15 protein-coding genes are annotated in these 22,071 nt (G+C 69.1%); 7 read left to right on the top strand and 8 right to left on the bottom strand.

The genetic code is table 11. The features are described 5' to 3' along the window. Positions 1 to 89 precede the first annotated feature (89 nt). The gene (gene pilB / locus GGR71_RS03290; protein WP_160957301.1) at positions 90 to 1,823 is read left to right on the top strand and encodes a type IV-A pilus assembly ATPase PilB; all 1,734 of its coding nucleotides are present in this window, start codon (positions 90 to 92) and stop codon (positions 1,821 to 1,823) included. Between the two features lie 158 nt (positions 1,824 to 1,981). On the opposite strand, the gene GGR71_RS03285 is transcribed toward pilB, so the two are convergent. Next, positions 1,982 to 3,370, bottom strand: a complete 1,389-nt coding sequence (locus tag GGR71_RS03285) for a sigma-54-dependent transcriptional regulator (protein ID WP_160957302.1) — start codon at positions 3,368 to 3,370, stop codon at positions 1,982 to 1,984. An 82-nt stretch (positions 3,371 to 3,452) separates the two neighbouring features. Beyond that, positions 3,453 to 5,066, bottom strand: a complete 1,614-nt coding sequence (locus GGR71_RS03280; protein WP_048490324.1) for a sensor histidine kinase — start codon at positions 5,064 to 5,066, stop codon at positions 3,453 to 3,455. 389 nt (positions 5,067 to 5,455) lie between these two features. Between GGR71_RS03280 and sucC the strand changes: the two genes are divergently transcribed. The 4 genes from sucC to GGR71_RS03260 all read left to right on the top strand — a co-directional run bounded on the left by sucC (position 5,456) and on the right by GGR71_RS03260 (position 12,366). Beyond that, a complete protein-coding gene (gene sucC / locus GGR71_RS03275; protein WP_010342227.1) occupies positions 5,456 to 6,625 on the top strand; it encodes an ADP-forming succinate--CoA ligase subunit beta in 1,170 nt (389 codons plus the stop codon). Between the two features lie 24 nt (positions 6,626 to 6,649). Beyond that, positions 6,650 to 7,525, top strand: coding sequence for a succinate--CoA ligase subunit alpha (gene sucD / locus GGR71_RS03270; protein WP_026144653.1), 876 nt, complete (start codon positions 6,650 to 6,652; stop codon positions 7,523 to 7,525). A gap of 337 nt (positions 7,526 to 7,862) precedes the next feature. Then, on the top strand, positions 7,863 to 9,959 hold the full coding sequence (locus GGR71_RS03265) for a pyrroloquinoline quinone-dependent dehydrogenase (RefSeq protein ID WP_456362571.1): 2,097 nt from the start codon (positions 7,863 to 7,865) through the stop codon (positions 9,957 to 9,959). Positions 9,960 to 10,728: 769 nt separating this feature from the next. Beyond that, positions 10,729 to 12,366: an NAD+ synthase gene (locus GGR71_RS03260; protein WP_160957304.1), complete on the top strand. Its 1,638-nt coding sequence runs from the start codon at positions 10,729 to 10,731 to the stop codon at positions 12,364 to 12,366. A 204-nt stretch (positions 12,367 to 12,570) separates the two neighbouring features. On the opposite strand, the gene egtD is transcribed toward GGR71_RS03260, so the two are convergent. Both egtD and egtB read right to left on the bottom strand, forming a co-directional pair. Next, positions 12,571 to 13,590 (bottom strand): L-histidine N(alpha)-methyltransferase, encoded by a 1,020-nt coding sequence (gene egtD / locus GGR71_RS03255; protein WP_160957305.1) that lies wholly within the window; start codon positions 13,588 to 13,590, stop codon positions 12,571 to 12,573. Continuing rightward, positions 13,587 to 14,876 carry an ergothioneine biosynthesis protein EgtB gene (egtB, locus tag GGR71_RS03250; RefSeq protein WP_160957306.1) on the bottom strand — a complete coding sequence of 430 codons (1,290 nt, stop codon included), beginning with the start codon at positions 14,874 to 14,876 and terminating at the stop codon, positions 13,587 to 13,589. Before egtB ends, egtD begins: the two co-directional genes overlap by 4 nt. 70 nt (positions 14,877 to 14,946) lie before the next feature. Between egtB and GGR71_RS03245 the strand changes: the two genes are divergently transcribed. Further along, positions 14,947 to 16,155: an aminotransferase class V-fold PLP-dependent enzyme gene (locus GGR71_RS03245; RefSeq protein WP_160957307.1), complete on the top strand. Its 1,209-nt coding sequence runs from the start codon at positions 14,947 to 14,949 to the stop codon at positions 16,153 to 16,155. 246 nt (positions 16,156 to 16,401) lie between these two features. On the opposite strand, the gene GGR71_RS03240 is transcribed toward GGR71_RS03245, so the two are convergent. The 4 genes from GGR71_RS03240 to GGR71_RS03225 form a co-directional block, all read right to left on the bottom strand. Next, positions 16,402 to 17,904: a glycine betaine ABC transporter substrate-binding protein gene (locus GGR71_RS03240; RefSeq protein WP_160957308.1), complete on the bottom strand. Its 1,503-nt coding sequence runs from the start codon at positions 17,902 to 17,904 to the stop codon at positions 16,402 to 16,404. Continuing rightward, on the bottom strand, positions 17,901 to 18,638 hold the full coding sequence (locus GGR71_RS03235; protein WP_160957309.1) for an ATP-binding cassette domain-containing protein: 738 nt from the start codon (positions 18,636 to 18,638) through the stop codon (positions 17,901 to 17,903). The genes GGR71_RS03240 and GGR71_RS03235 overlap by 4 nt, the downstream gene beginning before the upstream one ends. A 55-nt stretch (positions 18,639 to 18,693) precedes the next feature. After that, the gene (locus GGR71_RS03230; RefSeq protein WP_160957310.1) at positions 18,694 to 19,644 is read right to left on the bottom strand and encodes a glycoside hydrolase family protein; all 951 of its coding nucleotides are present in this window, start codon (positions 19,642 to 19,644) and stop codon (positions 18,694 to 18,696) included. Positions 19,645 to 19,972: 328 nt separating this feature from the next. Further along, on the bottom strand, positions 19,973 to 20,848 hold the full coding sequence (locus tag GGR71_RS03225; protein ID WP_048490317.1) for an outer membrane protein assembly factor BamD: 876 nt from the start codon (positions 20,846 to 20,848) through the stop codon (positions 19,973 to 19,975). 116 nt (positions 20,849 to 20,964) lie between these two features. Between GGR71_RS03225 and rluD the strand changes: the two genes are divergently transcribed. Further along, positions 20,965 to 21,972 carry a 23S rRNA pseudouridine(1911/1915/1917) synthase RluD gene (rluD, locus tag GGR71_RS03220; RefSeq protein ID WP_160957311.1) on the top strand — a complete coding sequence of 336 codons (1,008 nt, stop codon included), beginning with the start codon at positions 20,965 to 20,967 and terminating at the stop codon, positions 21,970 to 21,972. Positions 21,973 to 22,071: the final 99 nt, after the last annotated feature.

The following is a 22,071-nucleotide window of genomic DNA, read 5'->3' as shown; positions in this document are numbered from 1 at the left end:
TATCGCTTACCTAGAAAAGGCCCCGAAAGGGGCCTTTTCTTTGTGCTTTAATTGGTGATAGCAACTCTATTGCTCCTTGGAGTGAATTGATGAATGCAGGAATTGCAGCAAATCTTGTAGGCATCACCGGGATCGCCCGCCGCCTCGTGCAGGACGGTGCACTGGACGAAGCCGCGGCGCGGACCGCGATGGCCCAGGCGGGCGAGGCCAAGGTCCCGCTGCCGCAGTGGTTCTCCGAGAAGAAACTGGTCACCGCCGCGCAGCTGGCCGCCGCCAATGCGGTGGAGTTCGGCATGCCGTTGATGGATGTCTCGGTCTTCGACGCCAGCCAGAACGCGATGAAGCTGGTCAGCGAGGAACTGCTGCAGAAGTACCAGGTGCTGCCGTTGTTCAAGCGCGGCAGCCGCCTGTTCATCGGCATCAGCAACCCGACCCAGACCCGGGCGCTGGACGACATCAAGTTCCATACCAATCTGACGGTGGAGCCGATCCTCGTCGACGAGGACCAGATCCGTCGGACCCTGGAGCAGTGGCAGGCCAGCAACGACTCGCTCGGCAGTGCCTTGGGCGACGACGAGGGTATGGACAACCTCGATGTCGGCGGCGGCGACGAGGACATGGGCAGCGGTGGCGACACCGGCATCGACGCCAAGGGCGAGGACACCCCGGTCGTCAAGTTCGTGAACAAGGTGCTGGTCGATGCGATCCGCCGCGGCGCGTCCGACATCCACTTCGAGCCCTACGAGGACGACTACCGGGTGCGCCTGCGCATCGATGGCCTGCTCAAGAGTGTGGCCAAGGCGCCGGTCAAGCTGAACCAGCGCATCGCCGCGCGCCTGAAGGTGATGGCGCAGCTGGACATCGCCGAGAAGCGCGTCCCGCAGGACGGCCGCATCAAGCTCAACCTGTCCAAGAACAAGCAGATCGATTTCCGCGTCAGCACGCTGCCGACGCTGTTCGGCGAGAAGATCGTGCTGCGTATCCTCGACGGCAGCGCGGCCAAGCTGGGCATCGACAAGCTCGGCTACGAGCCGGAGCAGCAGAAGCTGTTCCTGGACGCGATCCACAAGCCGTACGGCATGGTCCTGGTCACCGGTCCCACCGGCTCGGGCAAGACGGTGTCGCTGTACACCGCGCTGGGCATCCTCAACGACGACACCCGCAACATCTCCACCGCCGAGGATCCGGTCGAAATCCGCCTGCCCGGGGTCAACCAGGTGCAGCAGAACAACAAGCGCGGCATGACCTTCGCCGCGGCGTTGCGCTCGTTCCTGCGCCAGGATCCGGACATCATCATGGTCGGCGAAATCCGCGACCTGGAAACCGCCGAGATCGCGATCAAGGCCGCGCAGACCGGTCACATGGTGCTGTCCACCCTGCACACCAACGACGCGCCGCAGACCATCGCGCGCCTGATGAACATGGGTATCGCGCCCTACAACATCACCAGTTCGGTGACCCTGGTCATCGCCCAGCGCCTGGCCCGTCGCCTGTGCAACAACTGCAAGCGCCCGGCCCAGCTGCCGGAAAATGCCTTGCTGGCCGAGGGTTTCACCGAGGCGGAAATCGCCGCCGGCATCCAGCTGTACGAGGCGGTCGGCTGCGACGAGTGCACCGAGGGCTACAAGGGCCGCACCGGCATCTACCAGGTGATGCCGATGAACGACGAGATCGCCGCGATCGTGCTGCAGGGTGGCAACGCCATGGACATCGCCAGCGCTGCGCAGAGGGTCGGGGTCAAAGACCTGCGCCAGTCGGCCCTGCTCAAGGCCCGCAACGGCATCACCAGCCTGGCCGAGATCAATCGGGTGACGAAGGACTGAGGGGCGGGGATTCGGGAGTCGGGATTGGGGATTGGCAACAGCGGCGCAGCGGCTTACGCCGCCGTCTGTTGCCTAGTCATTTCGCCTGATGATCAGGGCTGGGAATCCGCCCTTCGCTCTTGCGAATCCCCACTCCCGATTCCCCAATCCCGGCTCCTCTACTCCATCCCCAGCTTCTTCAGCTTGTAGCGCAGGGCGCGGAAGGTGATGCCCAACTGCGCGGCGGTGCGGGTCTTGTTCCAGCGGTTCTCTTCCAGCGCCTTCTGGATGGCGGCACGTTCGAGCTGTTCGATGTAGGACGGCAGGGCGGAGGAGCTCGGGTCGATGTCGACCACGCCGCGCGGCAGTGCCGGGGCGGCTTCGGCGGCGCTGCGGGCATGGTTGCCGGGTTGCGGCAGGCGCAGGTCGGTGGCGCTGATCTGGTCGTCCTCGGCCATCGCCAGGGCGCGTTCGAGGATGTTCTCCAGTTCGCGCACGTTGCCGGGGAAGGCGTAGCTGCTCAGGGCGTCTAGGGCGGAGGGCGACAGCAGCGGGGTGGGTCGGCCGTGGCTCTTGGCCAGCCGCGCCAGGATCGCCGCGGCCAGTTGCGGCAGGTCGCCGCCGCGCTCGCGCAGCGGCGGCACGCGCAGTTCGATGACGTTGATGCGGTAGTACAGGTCGTGGCGGAAGCGGCCCTCGGCGACCAGGTCGGCCAGATCCTTGTGCGTGGCCGAGAGGATGCGCACGTCCACCGGGACTTCGCTGGCGGCGCCCACCGGCCGCACCGACTTCTCCTGAATCGCGCGCAGCAGCTTGACCTGCATCGGCAGCGGCAGTTCGGCGACCTCGTCGAGGAACAGGGTGCCGCCGTGCGCGGCCTGGAACAGGCCGGCCTGGTCGGCATGGGCGCCGGTGAAGCTGCCCTTCTTGTGGCCGAAGAACTCGCTTTCCATCAGTTCGGCGGGGATCGCGCCGCAGTTCACCGGCACGAAGGGGCCGGCGGCGCGGGCGCCCTGTTCGTGGATGGTGCGCGCGACCAGTTCCTTGCCTACGCCGGATTCGCCGAGGATGTAGACCGGTGCCTGGTTGCGCGCGACCTTGGCGATGGTGTTGCGCAGCGCGTCCATCGCGGCCGAGGCGCCGAGCAGGCGGCTGGCCTGTTCCGGCGGCGGCTGCGGCGGCGCGGCGCGGGTTTCGTTATTGAGTTCCAGCGCATGCTTGACCAGGCCGCGCAGCACCTGGATGTCCACCGGCTTGCTGACGAAGTCGAAGGCGCCGGCCTTCAGCGCCTCCACCGCCAGGTCCATGCTGCCGAAGGCGGTGATCATCGCCACCGGCGTGCGCGGGTAGTGCTTGGCGATCTCGCTGACCAGTTCGATGCCGTTGCCGTCGGGCAGGCGCATGTCGGTGATGCACAGGTCGTAGGGGTTGCTCGCCAGCAGTTCGCGCGCTTCGGCGAGGTTGGCGGCGGTGCTGATGCGCAGCCCCATCCGGCCCAGGGTCAGGACCAGCAACTCGCGGATGTCGCGCTCGTCGTCGACGACAAGGGCGCTTCGGGTTTCGTTCATGTGCAGGGAAGATAGCGTAGGAACCGGGGCATGCGCCAATTTACCGGCGCCGGCTGCGCGCTGGCGGAGCGATTCTCACCTGTCAGCCGCTGAGCATGGCGTGCGGACCAGGCAGGGAGACGCGGAAGCAGGCGCCGCCGGCCGGTACCGGCACGTATTCCAGCCGGGCCTGGTTGGCCCGGCACAGCTCGCGGGCGATGTACAGGCCCAGTCCGGTGCCGTGCTCGGAGGTGGTGAAGAACGGCCGGAACAACTGCGCCGCCACCGCCTCGGGGATGCCCGGGCCGCGGTCCATCACGTCGACGATGGCGTTGCGTTCCTGCAGCGCCACGCGCAGGCGCACCCGCGCCGGCTCCTCCATCACCCGCCCGTACTTGAGCGCGTTGTGCACCAGCGCGCTGAGGATCTGGTGCAGGTGCTTGGGGTCGACGAGCGCATGCACCGGCTGCGGGGCGAGGATCGCCTCGAGGCTGTCGGTCTCGATCGACAGGGTCTGCCGGTGCTCCAGGACGAAGCGGCGCACGAATGCGCCCAGGTCCAGGTTCTCCGGGTTGGAGCGCTCGCGCCGGGCCAGGCCGAGCACGCTTTCGACGATGCCGTTGGTGCGCTGGCACTGCTGGTGGATGATCTGCAGCAGGCGGCGGTCGGCATCGCCGATCGCCGGCGATTCCTCGAGCAACTGCGAGGCGTAGTTGATCGCGGCCAGCGGGTTGCGGATCTCGTGGGCCAGGCTGGCCGAGAAGCGCCCCAGCGCGGACAGGGTCAGCGATTCGGCGCGCCGCGACACCACCGTGGCGTCGTCCAGGAACACCAGGGTCAGGTCGCCCTCGGCCAGCAGCCGGGCGAAGCGCGGCTGCACTTCCGGCTGGTCCGGCGACAGCTGCAGCGGGCTTTCGTCCTGGTTCCAGCCGTTGCGCCAGCGTTGCAGGCGCCGGGCCAGCTCCGGCGCGGCGCTGAGCAGGTCGAGCCGGCCGCTTTCGCTGTTGCCGTCGGTGTCGCCGAGCAGGGCCGACGCGGCCTCGTTGGCCAGGGTCACCCGGTTCTGCGCGTCCACCACCAGCACTCCGGTGCGCATGCGGCGGATGATCAGTTCGTTGATTTCGTAGAGATTGGCCACCTCGGCGCCGCGGCGTTCGGCCAGGCTCTGGCTGGCACGCGCGCGCTGGCCGAGGCGGTTGCAGATGTAGGCTACCGCCAAGTAGCTGGTGGCGAACATCGCCAGTTCGGCCAGACTGCGGGTGTTGTCGGCGCCGTCCAGCACGCTCCAGACGTATTCGGCCAGTGTCGCCACCGAGGCGATCAGGGCGATGGCCAGGCCGCCGCGCAGGCGCAGCAGCATCGCCGCGGCGGCGACGTTGAACAGCAGCATCATCGCGATGCCGGCGCTGGCGGCGGGCAGGGCGTGCGCGGCCAGGGTCGCGGCGACGATGTCGGCGACCGCGCTGAAGCCGACGATCGGCGTCAGGTGCGCCTCGTTGCGCCCCCACACCAGCAGCGCCAGCGCCACCGCCAGGTAGGCGGTGGCCAGCGTGTTGGCCAGTTGCGGGTAGCGCGGCTCGCCGACCAGCACGCTGAGCGGGCTGAACACCAGGGCGGCGATCAGCCCGGCCACCAGCACGCGGTACAGCGCGAAGAAATACAGCTCGCGGCGCGGGATGGACTCGATGCGGTCGATGAGCGAGGCGCTGGTGGGCAAGCCGGACTCCGGGCGGGCAGCGGACGGCGCGAGTATAGGGGCGACGCCGTCTACGCGGATGGCGCAGGGTTGGCGGCGATCAGCCTGGGGCCGGTCGCCACCCACGACATCGACGTGGCGGTTGCGACCGAAGGCGGTCTGGCGCCGGGTCAGTCCACGCGAAGGCGAAGGCGGCGGGACGAGGGTGGCAGGGCGCGCGGCCCTGTGCCGCTTCACCCGGGGGGAGGGCAACCGAGGCCTTCCCGGATGGCTGCGGCCGGGTAGACCGTCGGTGCTTTTGCGCCGCCGCCCTGGGTCGGCGACAATAGGCGTCCCGTCCGTACCGCTCCCGGCCGCCACTCAGGGCCCGGATCGCTGCGGGACGGCCGTTCCTTTTCCCACGGTGACGCATGAATTTCCACGAATATCAGGCAAAACAACTGCTTGCCGAGTACGGCATCCCGGTCCCGGCCGGCAAGGTCGCGGCGACTCCGGAAGAAGCGGTTGAAGCCGCCAAGTCGCTGGGCGCCGGCCCCTGGATGGTCAAGGCGCAGATCCACGCAGGTGGCCGCGGCAAGGCCGGCGGCGTCAAGTTCTGCAAGACCACCGACGATGTGAAGGCCGTTGCCGAGAAGCTGCTCGGCACCAAGATGGCCACCTACCAGACCGCCGGCGTCGAGCTGCCGATCAACCTGGTGCTGGTGACCACCGCCGGCGAGATCGTCAAGGAGCTGTACCTGTCGGTGCTGGTCGACCGCGGCACCCGCACCATCAGCTACATCGCATCGAGCGAAGGCGGCATGGAGATCGAACAGGTCGCCGCCGAGACCCCGGACAAGATCCACACGCTCAACGTCGACTTCGTGGAGGGCGTGCAGGGTTACCACGGCCGCGACATCGGCTTCAAGATGGGCCTGACCGCCAAGCAGGCCGGCCAGTTCGCCAGCATCATGGTCAACCTGTACCGCATCTTCAACGAGAAGGACCTGGCGCTGGTGGAGATCAATCCGCTGGCCATCCTGGACGACGGCAACCTGTACGCGCTGGACGGCAAGTTCAACAGCGACGACAACGCCAACTTCCGCCACAAGGAACTGGTCGCCATGCGCGACAAGTCCCAGGAAGACGAGACCGAAGTGACCGCTTCGGAGCTGGACATCAACTACGTCACCATGGACGGCAACATCGGCTGCATGGTCAATGGCGCCGGTCTGGCCATGGCGACCATGGACGTGATCAAGCTCAACGGCGGCGAGCCGGCAAACTTCCTGGACGTGGGCGGCGGTGCCAACAAGCAGCGCGTGATCGAGGCGTTCAAGCTGATCCTGTCCTCGGACAAGGTCGAAGGCATCTTCGTCAACATCTTCGGTGGCATCGTCCGCTGCGACATGATCGCCGAGGGCATCATCGCGGCGGTCAAGGAAGTGGGCGTCAAGGTCCCGGTCGTGGTGCGCCTGGAAGGCACCAATGTGGAAGAAGGCAAGCAGCTGCTGCGCGACAGCGGCATGGCCATCATTCCGGCCGACAACATCAACGACGGCGCCAAGAAGGTCGTTGAAGCTGTCAAGAACGCCGCCTGATCCACGACACCGAAGGAACTTTCCATGTCTGTTTTGATTAACAAGAACACCAAGGTGATCGTGCAGGGCTTCACCGGCCAGCAGGGCACCTTCCACGCCACCCAGATGATCGAGTACGGCACCCAGGTCGTTGGCGGCGTCACGCCGGGCAAGGGCGGCACCACCCACATCGACCTGCCGGTGTTCAACACCGTGGCCGATGCCGTGCAGAGCACGGGCGCCGACGCCTCGGTGATCTACGTGCCGCCGCCGTTCGCGGCCGACGCGATCCTGGAAGCGGCTGCGGCCGGCATCAAGGTCATCGTCTGCATCACCGAGGGCATCCCGGTGCTGGACATGCTGCGCGTCAAGAACGTGCTGACCCGCTCCTTCCCGGAGACCGTGCTGATCGGGCCGAACTGCCCCGGCGTGATCACCCCGGGCGAGTGCAAGATCGGCATCATGCCGGGCCACATCCACAAGCCGGGCAAGATCGGCATCGTCTCGCGTTCGGGCACGCTGACCTATGAAGCCGTCAAGCAGACCACGGAAGTGGGCCTGGGCCAGTCCACCTGCATCGGCATCGGCGGCGACCCGATCAACGGCCTGAACTTCGTCGACTGCCTCAAGCTGTTCAACGAGGATCCGCAGACCGAAGGCATCATCATGGTCGGCGAAATCGGCGGCGACGCCGAGGAAGCCGGTGCCGAGTACATCGCCAAGCACGTCAAGAAGCCGGTGGTCGGCTTCATCGCCGGTGCTTCGGCGCCGGCCGGCAAGCGCATGGGCCACGCCGGTGCGATCGCCTCGGGCGGCAAGGGCACGGCCGAGGGCAAGTTCGCGGCAATGGAAGCGGCCGGGGTCAAGACCGTCCGCTCGCCGGGCGACCTGGGTGCGGCGATCGCTTCGCTGGTGAAGTAAGCCGTCAGCGCCGCGGCAGCGATCCGCCTTCGGGTGCGTCGTTGTCGCCGCCGCTGTCCGCAAGGGCCTCGCGCAAGCGGGGCCTTTTTCGTTTCGAGGATCCGGTGCGCGGCACCGCGGCGGCGTCCCGGGTGCAACGTTGCTGACGGGACTGCTGTGCGATGTCGCAGGCCAGCCTCCTGCGCAATCAAGCATTTGCGCCATCCCAGCAGTCGTCATTCGTCCCTGCCGCCCGCCATTGGTCCCCTGTTGGGGCGGTGCCGTCACTTGTGGGTGACAGGGCGAGGCGAAGCCCCAACACTGGCGCACTTTCTTCGGCAGCAACAGGAGTGGATGCGTGATCAGGCGATGGCGGGCAGTGGTATGCGGGGCGGGCATGGCGATGGGCATCGGCGGCCTCTGTGCGGCGGCGCCGGGCGACTGGGCCAGTTACGCCGGCGCGCCTGGTGGCGGACAGTACTCGCCGCTGACCCAGATCACGCCCGACAACATCGGCCGGCTGCGCATCGCCTGGTCGTTCCGCACCGGCGAACTCGGCGCGGGCCTCCCCGATCCGGAGCGGCGTCGCTTCGAAGCCAATCCGCTGGTGCTGGGCGGGCGCATGTACCTCACCACCGGGACCGGCATCGCCTTCGCCCTGGATGCGGCCAGCGGCCGCGAACTGTGGTCGTTCGATGCCAAGGTGGCGCGCAACAAGCACTACAGCGACCCGGCGTCGCGTGGAGCGAGTTTCTGGCGCGACACGCAGGCCGCGGCGGGTCCGTGCCGCGAGCGCATCGTGTACGGCACCCTGGATGCGCGGCTGATCGCCTTGGATGCCGCCGACGGCAAGCCCTGCGCCGGGTTCGGCAAGGATGGCACGATCGACCTGCACGCCGGGGTCGATGTGCACGATACAGCCAGCGATGCCTGGTCCAACTATGCGGTGACCTCGCCGCCGGTGGTGGCCGGCGACGTGCTGGTGGTCGGCAGCTCGATTGGCGACAACCGCGGGCATGCGCTGGAGCAGGGTGTGGTGCGTGGTTACGACGCGCGCAGCGGACGCGAGCGGTGGCGCTGGGATCCGGTGCCGCGCGATCCGGCCAAGGCTGCCGCTGCCGGCTGGCAGCCGGAGCAGGCGGCCACGGTCGGCGGCGGCAATGCCTGGGCGCCGCTGTCGGTGGATCCGGCGCTGGGTCTGGTGTACGTGCCGACCGGCTCGGCCAGCCCCGACTACTACGGTGGCGAGCGCTTGGGCGACAACCGCGATGCGGATTCGCTGGTGGCGCTGGACCTGCGCAGCGGCCGCCGGGTGTGGGCGCAGCAACTGGTGCACCACGATCTCTGGGACTACGACCAGGCCTCGCAGCCGGTGCTGACTACGGTGCAGACCGCCCAGGGACCGCGCGCGGCGGTGCTGCAGGCGACCAAGACCGGCTTCCTGTTCGCCTTCGATCGCCGCGACGGCACGCCGCTGTTCCCGATCAGCGAGGTGCCAGTACCGGCTTCCGACGTGCCGGGCGAACGCGCCTCGCCGACCCAGCCGATGCCCGAACCGGGTCTGCGTCTGGCACGGCATACGCCGCTGACCGCCGCAGATGCCTGGAGGGCGACGCCGGGCGCGCGCCGCGAATGCGCAGCGCTGATCGCCGGGCTGCGCTCGGAAGGCTTGTTCACCCCGCCCAGCGTGCGCGGCACGATCGCGCTGCCGGGCTGGGCCGGCGGCGTGAACTGGGGCGGCATCGCGGTGGATCCGCAACGGCAGTTGGCGATCCTGCCGGTGTCGGACCTGCCGATGCAGGTAGCGTTGATCCCGCGCGATAAGTTCAGCGAGGCCGAGCACGCGCGCCATCCGGACCAGCAGTTCAACGACATGGAAGGCACGCCGTACTACATGCGCCGCGGCATGCTGAGCTCGTCCGGCGGCATTCCCTGCGTCAAGCCGCCGTGGGGGCGACTGGTGGCGGTGGATCTGCGCACGCGCAAGATCGCCTGGGAACGCCCGCTGGGCACCCTGGAAGAGAAGCTGCCGTGGCTGCCGCTGGACGTGGGCACGCCGTTGCTCGGCGGCGCGGTGACCACTGCCAGCGGCCTGACCTTCATCGCCGCGGCCGCCGACGCGCGCTTGCGTGCACTCGACAGCGCCACCGGCAAGACCCTGTGGGAGGCCAAGCTGCCGGCCGGTGGCCAGGCCACGCCTTCGGTCTATGCCGCAGGCGGCAAGCAGTACGTGGTGATCGCAGCGGGTGGACGTGAGGGCATGGGCACGATGGGCGACTACGTGGTCGCCTATACGCTGGACGGCGAGGGCAAGGAAGTGGTGTTCCAGCACGGCGTCGGCGTGCGCATGGCGGTGCTGGGCGTTGCTGCGCTGGGGCTGTGCGCCGGAGTGGTGCTGCTGGTGCGGCGTTGGCGCCGGCGGCGCCGTGCGCGGGCTGGCGGTGGTGCCCGCTGAAGCGCAGGGCCGTGGCTGGTCGGCGCTTCGGGGTTGATGCAGTCGGGACTGAAGTCCCTCCCACAGTGGCTGCCGGCATGCCGTCACCCGTTGCTGTGTCGTGTTCCTGTGGGAGCGGCTTCAGCCGCGACACGGATGCTGCAGTCCGCGGCGCATCGTCGGGAGCCGCTTCTGTAGGTGTGGCTGCACTGCATCCTTGCTTCTCGGTGCAGCCCGGGCAGCGCAGTCTGGGGATGGAAGGCAAATCCAGGCCAGCGCTGACTGGCGACCCACTGCGATCGCCTTCGACAAGCAGGCACACGCTTTCGCAGGAGCGGCTTCAGCCGCGATGGGCGTTACCGGGAACGCCCGTCGCGGCTGAAGCCGCTCCTGCGAGTGTCACGACATGTCGCGCTGAGCCGCGGCAAAAGCACGTTGTTCGAGCTGCCCTGAAGTTCTTCGACGGTGCATCAGCCAGCACTCGGCATGCCGCCCCTTGTGGGAGCGACTTCAGTCGCGACGCGGGGCGTTTGGCTAAGCAGCTTTCTCTGGGGCGCGCGCCAGAGGGAGCGTCCTGCGGCATCGCCGCTGCTGCCGCCATGCGCTCACCCAAGACGCCGCCTGCCCTGGCCACATGCCGCATTCCAACGTGGCGGCATGTGCATCATCGGCCGCAACCCGGCACAGCGCTACACTGCGCATGGCGGCACGCGAAGCTGCGGCGCCGCGGCAGGTGCGATGCGCTCGCGTGGCGCCTGCGTGTCTCCCACTCGTTCCTGCAAGGTTGCCTATGTCCGCCTCCCTCCGCCTCGCCATGGCCCAGTTCGATTTCCCGGTGGGCGCCGTCGCCCAGAACACCGACCGGATCATCGCGTTGATCGAGGAGGCGCGCGACGCGTACGGTGCCGACGTGGTGCTGTTCCCGGAACTGGCGGTCAGCGGCTACCCGCCGGAAGACCTGCTGCTGCGGCCGGGCTTCCTGGCCGATTGCGAGCGCGCGGTGCAGCGCATCGCCGCGCAGGTGCGCGGCATCGTCGCGGTGGTCGGCTGGCCGCAGAGCGCCGGCAGCGTGGTCTACAACGCCGCCAGCGTGCTGCGCGGCGGCCGCATCGAACGGACCTATCGCAAGCGCGAACTGCCCAATTACGCGGTGTTCGACGAGCGCCGTTATTTCGACGTGGATCCGGACGGCGAGAATTGCGTGTTCGAGGTCAAGGGCACGCCGGTCGGCCTGGTGATCTGCGAGGACCTGTGGTTCCCGGAGCCGCTGGCGGCGACGGTGCGGGCGGGCGCGGAGCTGGTGCTGGTGCCCAACGCCTCGCCCTACGAGCGCGGCAAGCACGCGCAGCGCGATGCCTTGCTGGCCGAGCGCAGCCGCGAGAGCGGGGCGGCGCTGGCCTATCTCAACGTGGTCGGCGGCCAGGATGCGCTGGTGTTCGACGGCGCCTCGGTGGTGGCCGATGGCGACGGCACCGTGCATCCGGCCGCGGCCGCCTTCACCGATCAGTGGCTGGTGGTGGAGTACGACACCGCCGCGCGCCGTTTCGCGCCGCTGCGCTGGACCGACGACGGCGACGAGAGCATGGATGCGCTGGCCTGGCGCGCGGTGGTGCGCGGGCTGCAGGACTATTGCGCCAAGAATCGTTTTTCCAAGGTGTGGCTGGGCCTGTCCGGCGGCATCGATTCGGCACTGGTGCTGGCGATGGCAGTGGACGCGCTGGGCGCGGACAACGTCACCGCGGTACGCTTGCCGTCGCGCTACACCGCAGATCTCTCCAACGACCTGGCCGCCGAACAGTGCCGCACGCTGGGGGTCAAGCTGGAGACCGTGGCGATCGAGCCGGCCTTCGAAGGCCTGCTGAGCGCGCTCGGCCCACTGTTCGCCGGTACCGAACCTGACGTCACCGAAGAGAACCTGCAGTCGCGCAGCCGCGGCGTGATCCTGATGGCGCTGGCCAACAAGTTCGGCGGCCTGTTGCTGACCACCGGCAACAAGAGCGAGTACGCGGTGGGTTACGCCACCATCTACGGCGACATGTGCGGCGGCTACGCGCCGCTGAAGGACCTCTACAAGACCGAGGTGTTCGGCCTGGCGAAGTGGCGCAACACGGTCGGCGGCACGCCGGTGATCCCGCCGGCGGTGATCGCGCGGCCGCCCTCGGCGGAACTGCGTGCCAACCAGACCGACCAGGACTCGCTGCCGCCGTACGACGTGCTCGACGGCATCCTGTACCGCTACGTCGACCAGGAGGAATCGCGCGACGAGATCGTCGCCGCCGGCTACGCCGCCGAAGTGGTCGACCGGGTCGTGCGGCTGGTGCGCATCAGCGAGTGGAAGCGGCACCAAGCCGCGCCGGGTCCGAAGGTGTCGCGCCGCGCGTTCGGCCGCGAGCGGCGTTATCCGATCAGCAATGGGTATCAGGCCTGAGGAACTCGGGAAAGCCGGGACCCGGGATTTTTCGCGAGTGCAAGGCGGTTGCGATGGCACTGTGGGAGGGACTTCAGTCCCGACAGGCTTTCCCGGTAAAGCCCGTCGGGACTGAAGTCCCTCCCACAAAAGCCGCCACGTTTCCTGCGAGTTGCTTGATCGCGATTTTGCTCCGGACATCATGGCGTTTCGCGTTTCGCAGGATTACGGATTTTCCGAGTCCCCGGTGCCAGGACCCGGGTCCCGGCTCTGAAGCAACCGCAGCCCGAACGCATCGTCCTGCGCATTCCAGCCGTGGCTGACGCGCAGGCCGGCTTCGGCGGCCATCGCCGCGAAGCTCTGGTCGGTGTACTTGTGGCTGTATTCGACCTGCATCGCTTCGCCTTCGGCGAAATCGAAGCGGCGCCCGGCCACAGTCACCTGCTGCGCACACTGGCTGACCAGGAAGGTCTCGATGCGCTGGCGCGTTTCCGAATAGACCGCACGATGGCGGAACTGCGCCAGGTCGAAGTCGCTGCCGATCTCGCGGTTGAGCCGGCGCAGCAGGTTGAGGGTGAACGCGGCGGTGACGCCGGCGGCATCGTTGTAGGCCGCTTCCAGCAACGCCGTGTCCTTGACCAGATCGATGCCGATCAGCGCGCAGCCGTCCGCACCCATGGTCTGGCGCATCGAGCGCAGCAGGGCGATGCCGTCTTCGCGGGTGAAGTTGCCCAGGGTCGAGCCGGGGAAGAACACCAAGGTGCGGCGCGCGCCGCGCTGCGGCGCCGGCAGCGCCACTGGCGTGGTGAAGTCGGCGCACACCGGCAGCATCTGGATGTGCGGGAAGCGCTCGGCCAGCCGCGCGGTGCTGGACATCAGCATGTCGCGGGAAATCTCGATGGGCGTGTAGGCCACCGGCATGCGCAGGCCGTCCAGTAGCAACTGGGTCTTGCGGCCGCTGCCGCTGCCCAGTTCCACCACGTGCGCGCCGGTGCCCACCGCCTGCGCGATCGACGGCATGCGCGCTTCCAGCAGATCCAGCTCGGTGCGGGTCAGGTAGTACTCGGGCTGGCGGGTGATCGCCTCGAACAGGCGCGAACCCTCGGCGTCGTAGAAATACTTGGACGGCAGTTGCTTGGGGCTGCACGACAGGCCGGCGATCGCATCGGCGGTGATGTCGTCCGGCTGCGGATGCAGATCGGTCAGGGCGGCTTCGGTCAGGGCACGGGCGGTTGCGGCATTCATGCGGAATCCTTGGCCAGGCGCACGCCGGCGAACTGCCACCGCGCATCGGAGGGGAAGAAGTTGCGGTAGCTGGCGCGGATGTGATCGTGCGGCGTGGCGCAGCTGCCGCCGCGCAACACCCACTGCGCATTCATGAACTTGCCGTTGTATTCGCCCAGCGTGCCCGACCATGGGCGGAAGCCGGGATAGGGCAGATAGGCGCTGCCGGTCCATTCCCAGACATCGCCGAACAACTGTTGCAGACCGGTATCGGCCGGCGCGGCCGGTTGCGGGTGCAGCGCATCGGTCTCGACGAAATTGCCGGCGATGGCGACGCCGGTGGCGGCCTGTTCCCACTCCGCCTCGGTCGGCAGGCGCGCTCCGGCCCACCGCGCATAGGCGTCGGCCTCGAACAGGCTGAGATGACACACTGGCGCATGCGGGTCGCGTTCGCGCCAGCCGCCGAGGGTGAATTCGCGTACGCCGTCGGCATGCCAGTACAGCGGGCGCTGCCAGTCCTCGGCGCAACGCTGCGCCCAGCCGTCGCTGAGCCATAGCCCGACCGTGCCATAGCCGCCGTCGGCGATGAATTCGGCGTATTCGGCATTGCTCACCGGGCGGCTGGCCAGCGCATGCGCCGGCACCAGCACGCGATGTCGCGGCGATTCGTTGTCGTAGGCAAAGCCGGCATGCGCCGGCCACGGTGCGGCACCGATCTCGCTGATCTGTTCGTCGCGCTGCAGCCAGCGCAGCGCGGACGCCGGTGCGTGCTGTGTCGCCAGATCCGCGCGATACGCCGGGCCCAGCGGATTGCGCCAGAACGCGTGCTTGATGTCGGTCAGCAGCAGCTCCTGGTGTTGCTGTTCGTGCTGCAGGCCCAGCTCCAGGATCTGCAGGGTCTGCGGCGCCAGCGTGCCGGCCTGCAACTGCGCCAGCACGCGCGTGTCGATCTCGCTGCGGTAGTCCAGCACCTGCGCCAGCGATGGCCGCGACAGCAGGCCGCGATGCGGCCGCGCATGCGCCGGGCCGATGCTCTGGTAGTAGCTGTTGAACAGATAGTCCCACTGCGGATCGTGGGCGCGGTAGGCCGGATCGGCACCGAGCACGAAACGCTCGAAGAACCAGGTGGTGTGCGCCAGATGCCATTTGGCCGGGCTGGCGTCGTCCATGCTCTGCACCATCGCGTCTTCTTCGCTCAATGGCGCGGCGAGCTGACGGCTGCGCGCACGCACGCGACGCAGGCGGTCCGCCAGTGTCGCGACGGATGCGATGGGCGAGGGCGGTGACGCCGGAGAGATCGCTTGCATCGATGCAGTCTTAGCGCAGCGGCGTGAACGGACCGTCACGCGTCGCGGACCACGGCGTTACCCTAGCCACATGTCTACGACCGCCTTGCGCTACGCTGCTGATCCGGCTTCTGCCGGCGAACTGGTCGACCTCGATGCCGCGGCGGAAGCGTTCGCACTGCCGACCGGCGTGCGCTACCTGGACACCGCCAGCAAGGGGCCGCGGCTGCACCGCGCGCTGGCCGCCGGGCATGCGGCGCTGGCCGATGCGATCGCGCCGTGGACGCTGTCCTTCGATGCCTGGCGTGCGCAGATCGAAGACCTGCGCGCGCTGGCCGCGGCCACGCTGTTTTCGGGCGACAGCGAGGGCGTGGCGATGGTGCCGTCGGCCGCCTACGGCCTGGCCATTGCGGCGCGGCAGGTGCCGCTGGCGCCCGGCGATGCGGTGTTGCTGCTCGATGGCCAGTTCCCATCGAATTTGCTGGCGTGGCAGCAACGCTGCGCCGAGAGCGGTGCGTCCCTGGCGGTGGTGCGGCGTGCGCCTGGGCAGGATTGGACCGCGGCGGTGCTGGCGACGCTGGACGCGCAGCCGCGTGTGCGCGTGGCGACGCTGCCCAACGCCTACTGGCGTGACGGCACTCTGCTGGATCTGGACCGGATCGCACCGCGCGTGCACGCGGCCGGCGCGATGCTGGTGCTGGACCTGAGCCAGAGCCTGGGCGTGCTGCCGGTGCGGCTGGACGTCTGGCGGCCGGATTTCGTGGTCTCGGTCGGGCACAAATGGCTGCTCGGGCCGATGGGCCTGGCGTGGCTATGGGCCTCGCCGCACTGGCGCGCGCACGGCGTGCCGTTCGAGCAGCACTGGCAGGCGCGCGATCCGGGCGGCGACTGGCAGTTCCCGGCCGAGGCACCACCGCCATACCGCAGCGGCGCGCGCCGCTTCGACGCCGGCGGCGTCGCCGATCCGCTGCGGCTGGCGATGGCCAGTGCGGCGCTGCAGCAGCTGCAGCAGTGGCAGCCGGCACGCATCGCGCAGCGGCTCGGCGCGCTTGGCGCGGCGTTCGATGCGGAGCTGCACGCACTGGGCGCCGGCGACTGGATCGCGTCAGGGCATGCGCCGCATTTGTACGCGCTGCGTCCGCCGGCGTCGACGATGCCGGCCTTGCTGCCATGGCTGCAGCACGCGCAGGTGATCTGCACCCATCGCCATGGTGCCCTGCGCATCGCGCCGTACCTGCAGTTGACGGCGGAGGCGATGCGCGGCCTGGCGCGAGAGATGGTGGCGGTGGTGCGTGATTGAAGGCACGCGTGTGCGATCGTTGTCTGTCTTCAGTTTCTATGGGGAAGGCAGTCGATTACCGGTCTGCATCGTCGATCCTGTCGGGTGCATGGCTTCGTTGGTCGCGGCTGAAGCCGCTCCTACGAGAAAGCGGCATGCCGCTTTCTCGTAGGAGCGGCTTCAGCCGCGATCGCATGCGGTTGTGATGCGTTTCGTGCGGGTGCCGATTGCCGGCCGCACCTTTGATGCCCGCGACGAGGCGCCTTTTCACCGCCGTGCCGTCAGGCGCAACCCGCGCGGTGTCAGCACCCGCTCCAGCAGCTCGAACAGGCCCTGCACCAGCAGCGCCAGCAGCGCGGCCGGCACTGCGCCTTCCAGGATCAGGCCGAGGTCGTCCAGGCGGATGCCGGTGAGGATCGGCTGGCCGTAACCGCCGGCGCCGATCAATGCGCCAAGGGTGGCGGTGCCGACGTTGATCACCGCCGCGGTCTTGATGCCGGCGAGGATAGTGCGCAGCGCCAGCGGCAGTTCGATCCGCCACAGCCGGGTGCCCGGCGGCAGGCCGAGCGCGGCGGCGGTCTCGCGCAGGTCACGCGGGATGCCGGTAATGCCGGCATGCGTGTTGCGCACGATCGGCAGCAGGCTGTACAGGAACAGCGCCGCGATCGCCGGTTTGGCGCCAATGCCGAACAACGGGATCATGAACACGAATACCGCCAGCGACGGCAGCGTCTGCAGCACGCCGGTCAGCGCCAGCACCGCCTGCCCGAGCCGTGGCCGGTGCGCCGCCAGGATGCCCAGCGGCAACGCCACCAGCAGGGCCAGGCCCAGCGACAGCCCGACCAGCGCCAGATGCTCGCGGGTGCGCTGCAGCAGCCGCTGCAGGCGCCCGTCCTGGGCCGGCGCGGCGATGCCCAGCCAATGTGCGGCGATGGTGCTTTCGGCGCGCTTGTCGAGCTTGGCCTCGGCGTTGAGGCGCTGCATGGTCGCCGCGTCGATCCGCCCGCCCAGTCCCTGCAGCGCCTGCACGAAGCGCGGCGCGCGCTGCGCCAGGTCGGCGCGGTACAGGAACACCGCGGCGTAGCGCGGGAAGTAATGCTTGTCGTCCTGCAGCACCAGCAGGTCGTGCGCGGGGATCTCGGCATCGGTGCTGTACAGGTCGGTGAGGTCGATCGCGCCGCTGTCCAGCGCGCGGTAGGCGAGATCGTGGTCCAGGCCGGTCGGGGTCTGCGGCAGGCCGTAGGCGTCGCGCACGCCGGGCCAGCCGTCGGCACGCGAGACGAACTCGTTGCTCAGCCCGAATTTGAGCGTCGGATGCGCGGCCAGGTCGGACAGGCGTGCGATGCCCAGCGCTTGCGCGCGTTGCCGGCGCATGCCGAACGCATAGGTGTTGTCGAAACCCAGCGGCGCGCTCATCGCCAGGCCGCGCTGCGCCAGCGCACGCCGCAGCGCGGCGTCGTCGGCGCCGGGCATCTGCAGCAGTTCGGCGGCCAGGGTGCCGGTGTACTCGGCATAGGCGTCGATCGAGCCCTGCTCCAGCGCACGCCACAGGATGCGGGTACCGCCGAGCTGGCGCCGGTGCTCGACCTGGATTCCGGCCTGGCGCCCGGCGCCGGCGGCGATCTCGCCCAGCACCACCGCTTCGGTGAAGTTCTTCGAGCCGACCACCACCTTGGCGTCTTTGGCAGCGGCCGGCAGGCCCAGCAGGCTGACCAGGCTGCCCAAGGCGACCAGCGCGATCGCGCGCCAGCGCGCGCCCGGCGACGTCACCGCGCATCCTCCAGGGTGCGCTGCGCCTGCAGGAACTGGCCGACGAACGGATCGGCCGGCGCCTCCAGCAAGGTGCGTGCGCTGCCTTCCTGCAACACGCGGCCGCCGCGCATCAGCACCAGGGTATCGCCCAGGTAGGCGGCCTCGGCGACGTCGTGGGTCACCAGTACCACGGTCTTGCCGAGCAGGGCGAACAGCTCGCGCATCTGCGTCTGAAGCTCGTGGCGCACGATCGGGTCGAGCGCGCCCAGCGGTTCGTCCAGCAGCAGCACCGGCGGGTCCAGCAACAGCGCGCGGATCAGCCCCACGCGCTGACGCTGGCCGCCGGACAACTCGGCCGGGTAACGCGCCAGCAGCGCTTCCGGCAGGCGGCACAATTCGGCCAGTTCGTGCAGGCGCGCCTCGATGCGCGGCCGTGCCCAGCCCAGCGTGCGGGCCAGCAAGGCGGCGTTGTCGCGCGCGCTCAGGTGCGGGAACAGGCCGCCTTCCTGGATCACGTAGCCGATGCGTCGGCGCTGCGCCAGCAGGGTGGCGCGGCGCAGCGGTTCGCCCTGGAAGCGCACTTCGCCGGCGTCCGGCCACTCCAGCCCCAGCAGCAGCCTCAGCACGCTGGACTTGCCGGCGCCGCTGGGGCCGATCAGGGCGGTGGTGCGGCCCGGGGCGATGCAAAGATCGACCTGGTCCAGCGCCAGCGTGTCGCCGTAGCGGCGGGTGACCCGATGCAGTTCGAACATCGCCGCAGCATAGCCGCAGGCCGCGACCACGCCATGCGAAGACGCCGCCGCGGCCTCAGCGGGCGGCGTCGGTCAGCAGGTCCAATGTCGGTTTCGGCCGGCTCAGGTCGTACATCAGGCCGAAGTGCGCCTCCGCGCCCTGTTGGTCGGGCTGGTCGAGCAGTTCGTAGAGATTGATCTCGGCGACCACGTCGGCGTAGTCGCTGCGCAGCGTCTGCAGCAGCTCCGCCACGCTGTCGTAGCAGGCACCGTCGCCGGGATGGCCGCCATCGGTGTTGCCGGTGTACACCTCGGCGCAGTTGAGCTCGTTGACGTAGACCTTGGTGCCGTACTTCTGCGCGGCGGCGCGCAGTTGTCCGAGATACAGATCCATCCAGTAGCCGCGTTCCCCGTGGAAGGCGTAGTAGTGGAAGCTGATGCGGTCGAAGTCGAAACCGGCGGCCTTCGCTTGGTCCAGGAACCAGAGCGAGCCGTTGCGGTCGCCGGGGCAGCGCGCGTTGGCCGAGTGATCGTCGCTGTTGCAGGCGGTGATGTTGATGGTGAACTGCAGGCCGGCACCCATCTCGTCGGAGGCCTGTTTCATGCCGCGGTACATGGTGGTCATCGCCGCGATCCGCGCCGGCGCGGCGGCACGGTCCAGGTCCTGCTCGTTGCCGATTTCCCACACCTTGATGTCGTTGGCATAGCGGCGCGCCAGCGCGTCGCCGATCTCCCGCGACATCGGATACACCATCGGCCGCAGCGCGATGTTGTACTGGCGCGAGAGCTGCACCAGCCGGTCGAGCACGGTGAAGTTGCGCGGGTCCACGTCGAACCGGTAACTGCGCAGGTTGCGCTGATCGAGCAGGCGGAACACCGCCTCGCTCTGGTCGAGCGGATAGGCCGGGCGGCCGTCGTGGCCGTTGACCCCGTACACGATGGCCGGCGCGGCGCTGGCGGGTGCGGCAGCGATGACGAGCAGGGCAGCGAACAGGCGCAACAGCGGGCGCAGCGAGGGCAGGGGCATGGCGTTCCCGGCGGAAGCGGCCCGGGGCGGGCACGGGACCAGCCTAACAAGCCCCGCTACCGGCGTTGGCGCCAATGCCCGGGACTGCGGTGCGGGTCGCACTCCGCCGGGATTGGTCTGGAAGCGCCCGCCATGCTGCGCGCCCTGACGCCTGGGCTGCCCGGCGTTGCCCTGGCTGCCTTGTGTGCCTCTGGATGTCGCCGCCCTGGCGACCCGCGGAGACCGTACGCCTGCCGCCTACTGGTCGACAGGAACCGATCGGCGGTGCCCGGAAACGCGACAGGGGCCTCGCGGCCCCTGTCGGTGTGCATCCTGCCGGCGCGCTGGATCAGCGCTGCATCTGCGAATTGGACTGCCCGGTGGCGGCGGACTTCTCGCCGGCGAACGGATTGAGCTTGCGGATCATCCACGGGTACTTCGGCCAGTTGCCGGTCAGCCACGGATGCTGCGGATCGTTGAGCTCGAGCACGCGGCGTGCGTCGGCGGCCAGGGTCTTGTTGCCCAGGTGGGTGTAGGCGTCGGCCAGCACTGCCACCGCGTCGTACTGGTACGCGCTCTGCGGGTAGGTCTCCAGCAGGTAGGTGGCGCGCGAGGCAGCCGACACCCAGGCGTCGCGGCGCAGGTAGTACAGCGCGTTGTCCAGCTCGTGCTGGGCGAACACGTTGCGCAGGGCGATCATGCGCTCGCGCGCGTCGGCGGCGTAGCGGCTGTTCGGGTAGCGCTCGGCAACGGTGTTGAAATCGGCGTAGGCCTGCTGTGGGGTGGACAGGTCGCGGCGGCTGGGATCCAGCGACCACACCCGGCGCAGGAACACCGTGTCGCGGTTGGAGTTGGACAACCCGCGCAGGTAGTACATGTAGGCGATGTTGCGCTGGGTGGGGTAGGTGCGGATGAAGCGGTCGATGGTGGACACCGCGTCGTCGTGCTTGCCGGCCTTGTACTGGGCGTAGGCGCTTTCGATCATCGCCTGCTCGGTGTAGTTGCCGTACGGGTACTGTGCGATCAGCCGCTTGAAGCTGCTCTCGGCGCCGGCCCAGTTGCCGGTCTCCATCTGCCCGTGCGCCTTCTGGTAGAGCTGCTCCACCGGCATGCCTTCTTCGGGGTTCTTCTTCGAACGGTGGCAACCCGTCGCCACGACCAGCGTGACCAGCAGCAAGGCGATGAAACGGACGTGCGCGGACAGCGGGACGGAGCGTCGGATCATGGGTTCGGGCGCGGCAGGGCAGGAATACGAAGGGGCGATGATAGCCTAGTGGCCTGTCCTGCGACTGACTATGGCCGCCGCGACCCCCTTTTTCCGACCCAAGCCGTGCCCCTGCCATGCCCCATACCCCCCCGGATCTGCCCGAGGACGCCGTCAGCGACGGCCCGCGCCAGGCGCGCGTCCCCGATCATGCCGCCGGCCGCCGCTTCGACGCGGTGCTGGCCGAACTGTTCCCCGAATACTCGCGTTCGCGCCTGGCCGAATGGATCAAATCCGGCGACGCCCTGCTCGACGGCGCCCCGGCGCGGCCGCGCGATCCGCTGCGCGGCGGCGAGATCGCCAGCCTGCACGCGGTGCTGGACACCCAGACCCACGCCCTGCCCGAGGACATCCCGCTGGAGGTGCTGTACGAGGACGACCAGGTCATCGTGCTGAACAAGCCCGCCGGACTGGTGGTGCATCCGGGCGCCGGCAACCCCAGCGGCACCCTGGTCAACGCCTTGCTGTATCGCGATCCGGGCCTGTCGGCGCTGCCGCGTGCCGGCATCGTGCACCGCCTGGACAAGGACACCAGCGGCGCCATGGTGGTGGCGCGGACCCTGCAGGCGCATACCTCGCTGGTGGCGCAGCTGTCCGCGCGCGACGTGCACCGGCAATACCTGGCGGTGGTGGTCGGGGCGCTGGTCTCCGGCGGCACCGCCAACGCGCCGATCGACCGCCATCCGCGCGACCGCCTGCGCATGGCGGTGCGCGAGGACGGCCGCGACGCGGTCACCCACTATCGGCTGCGCGAACGCTTCCGCGCCCACACGGCCCTGGAATGCCGCCTGGAGACTGGCCGTACCCACCAGATCCGCGTGCACATGGCGCACCTGAAGCACCCCATCGTCGGCGACCCGCTGTACGGCGGCCCGCTGAAGCTGCCCAAGGGCGCCAGCGAGGAGCTGATCGGCGAACTGCGCGGCTTCAAGCGCCAGGCGCTGCACGCCGAGACCCTGGAGTTCAAGCACCCGTCGAGCGGCGAGCCGGTGCGCGCCACCGCGGCGGTGCCGGCCGATCTGCAGCAGCTGATGGCCACGCTGCGTGCGGATGCGCAGGCGGCCGCCGAGCGGACGCGGCGCTGAGCATGGCCGGGTCGCCCGTCTCCCGTGCCCTGCTGGTCTGCGGTCCGGCCCTGACACATGGCCGCCCGGTCCGCGGCGACGCGGCAGCCGGTGTCGGTG

This window comes from Xanthomonas sp. F1 (assembly GCF_014199855.1).
This window is presented reverse-complemented; position numbering and strand designations above follow the sequence as displayed.

Coding starts and splice junctions, on each gene's coding strand:
- GGR71_RS03230 (WP_160957310.1), bottom strand. CDS start 19,644: ATGCCCCTGCCCTCGCTGCGCCCGCTGTTGCGCCTGTTCGCTGCCCTG.
- GGR71_RS03225 (WP_048490317.1), bottom strand. CDS start 20,848: ATGATCCGACGCTCCGTCCCGCTGTCCGCGCACGTCCGTTTCATCGCC.
- sucD (WP_026144653.1), top strand. CDS start 6,650: ATGTCTGTTTTGATTAACAAGAACACCAAGGTGATCGTGCAGGGCTTC.
- pilB (WP_160957301.1), top strand. CDS start 90: ATGAATGCAGGAATTGCAGCAAATCTTGTAGGCATCACCGGGATCGCC.
- GGR71_RS03245 (WP_160957307.1), top strand. CDS start 14,947: ATGTCTACGACCGCCTTGCGCTACGCTGCTGATCCGGCTTCTGCCGGC.
- GGR71_RS03260 (WP_160957304.1), top strand. CDS start 10,729: ATGTCCGCCTCCCTCCGCCTCGCCATGGCCCAGTTCGATTTCCCGGTG.
- GGR71_RS03235 (WP_160957309.1), bottom strand. CDS start 18,638: ATGTTCGAACTGCATCGGGTCACCCGCCGCTACGGCGACACGCTGGCG.
- sucC (WP_010342227.1), top strand. CDS start 5,456: ATGAATTTCCACGAATATCAGGCAAAACAACTGCTTGCCGAGTACGGC.
- egtB (WP_160957306.1), bottom strand. CDS start 14,876: ATGCAAGCGATCTCTCCGGCGTCACCGCCCTCGCCCATCGCATCCGTC.
- egtD (WP_160957305.1), bottom strand. CDS start 13,590: ATGAATGCCGCAACCGCCCGTGCCCTGACCGAAGCCGCCCTGACCGAT.
- rluD (WP_160957311.1), top strand. CDS start 20,965: ATGCCCCATACCCCCCCGGATCTGCCCGAGGACGCCGTCAGCGACGGC.
- GGR71_RS03285 (WP_160957302.1), bottom strand. CDS start 3,370: ATGAACGAAACCCGAAGCGCCCTTGTCGTCGACGACGAGCGCGACATC.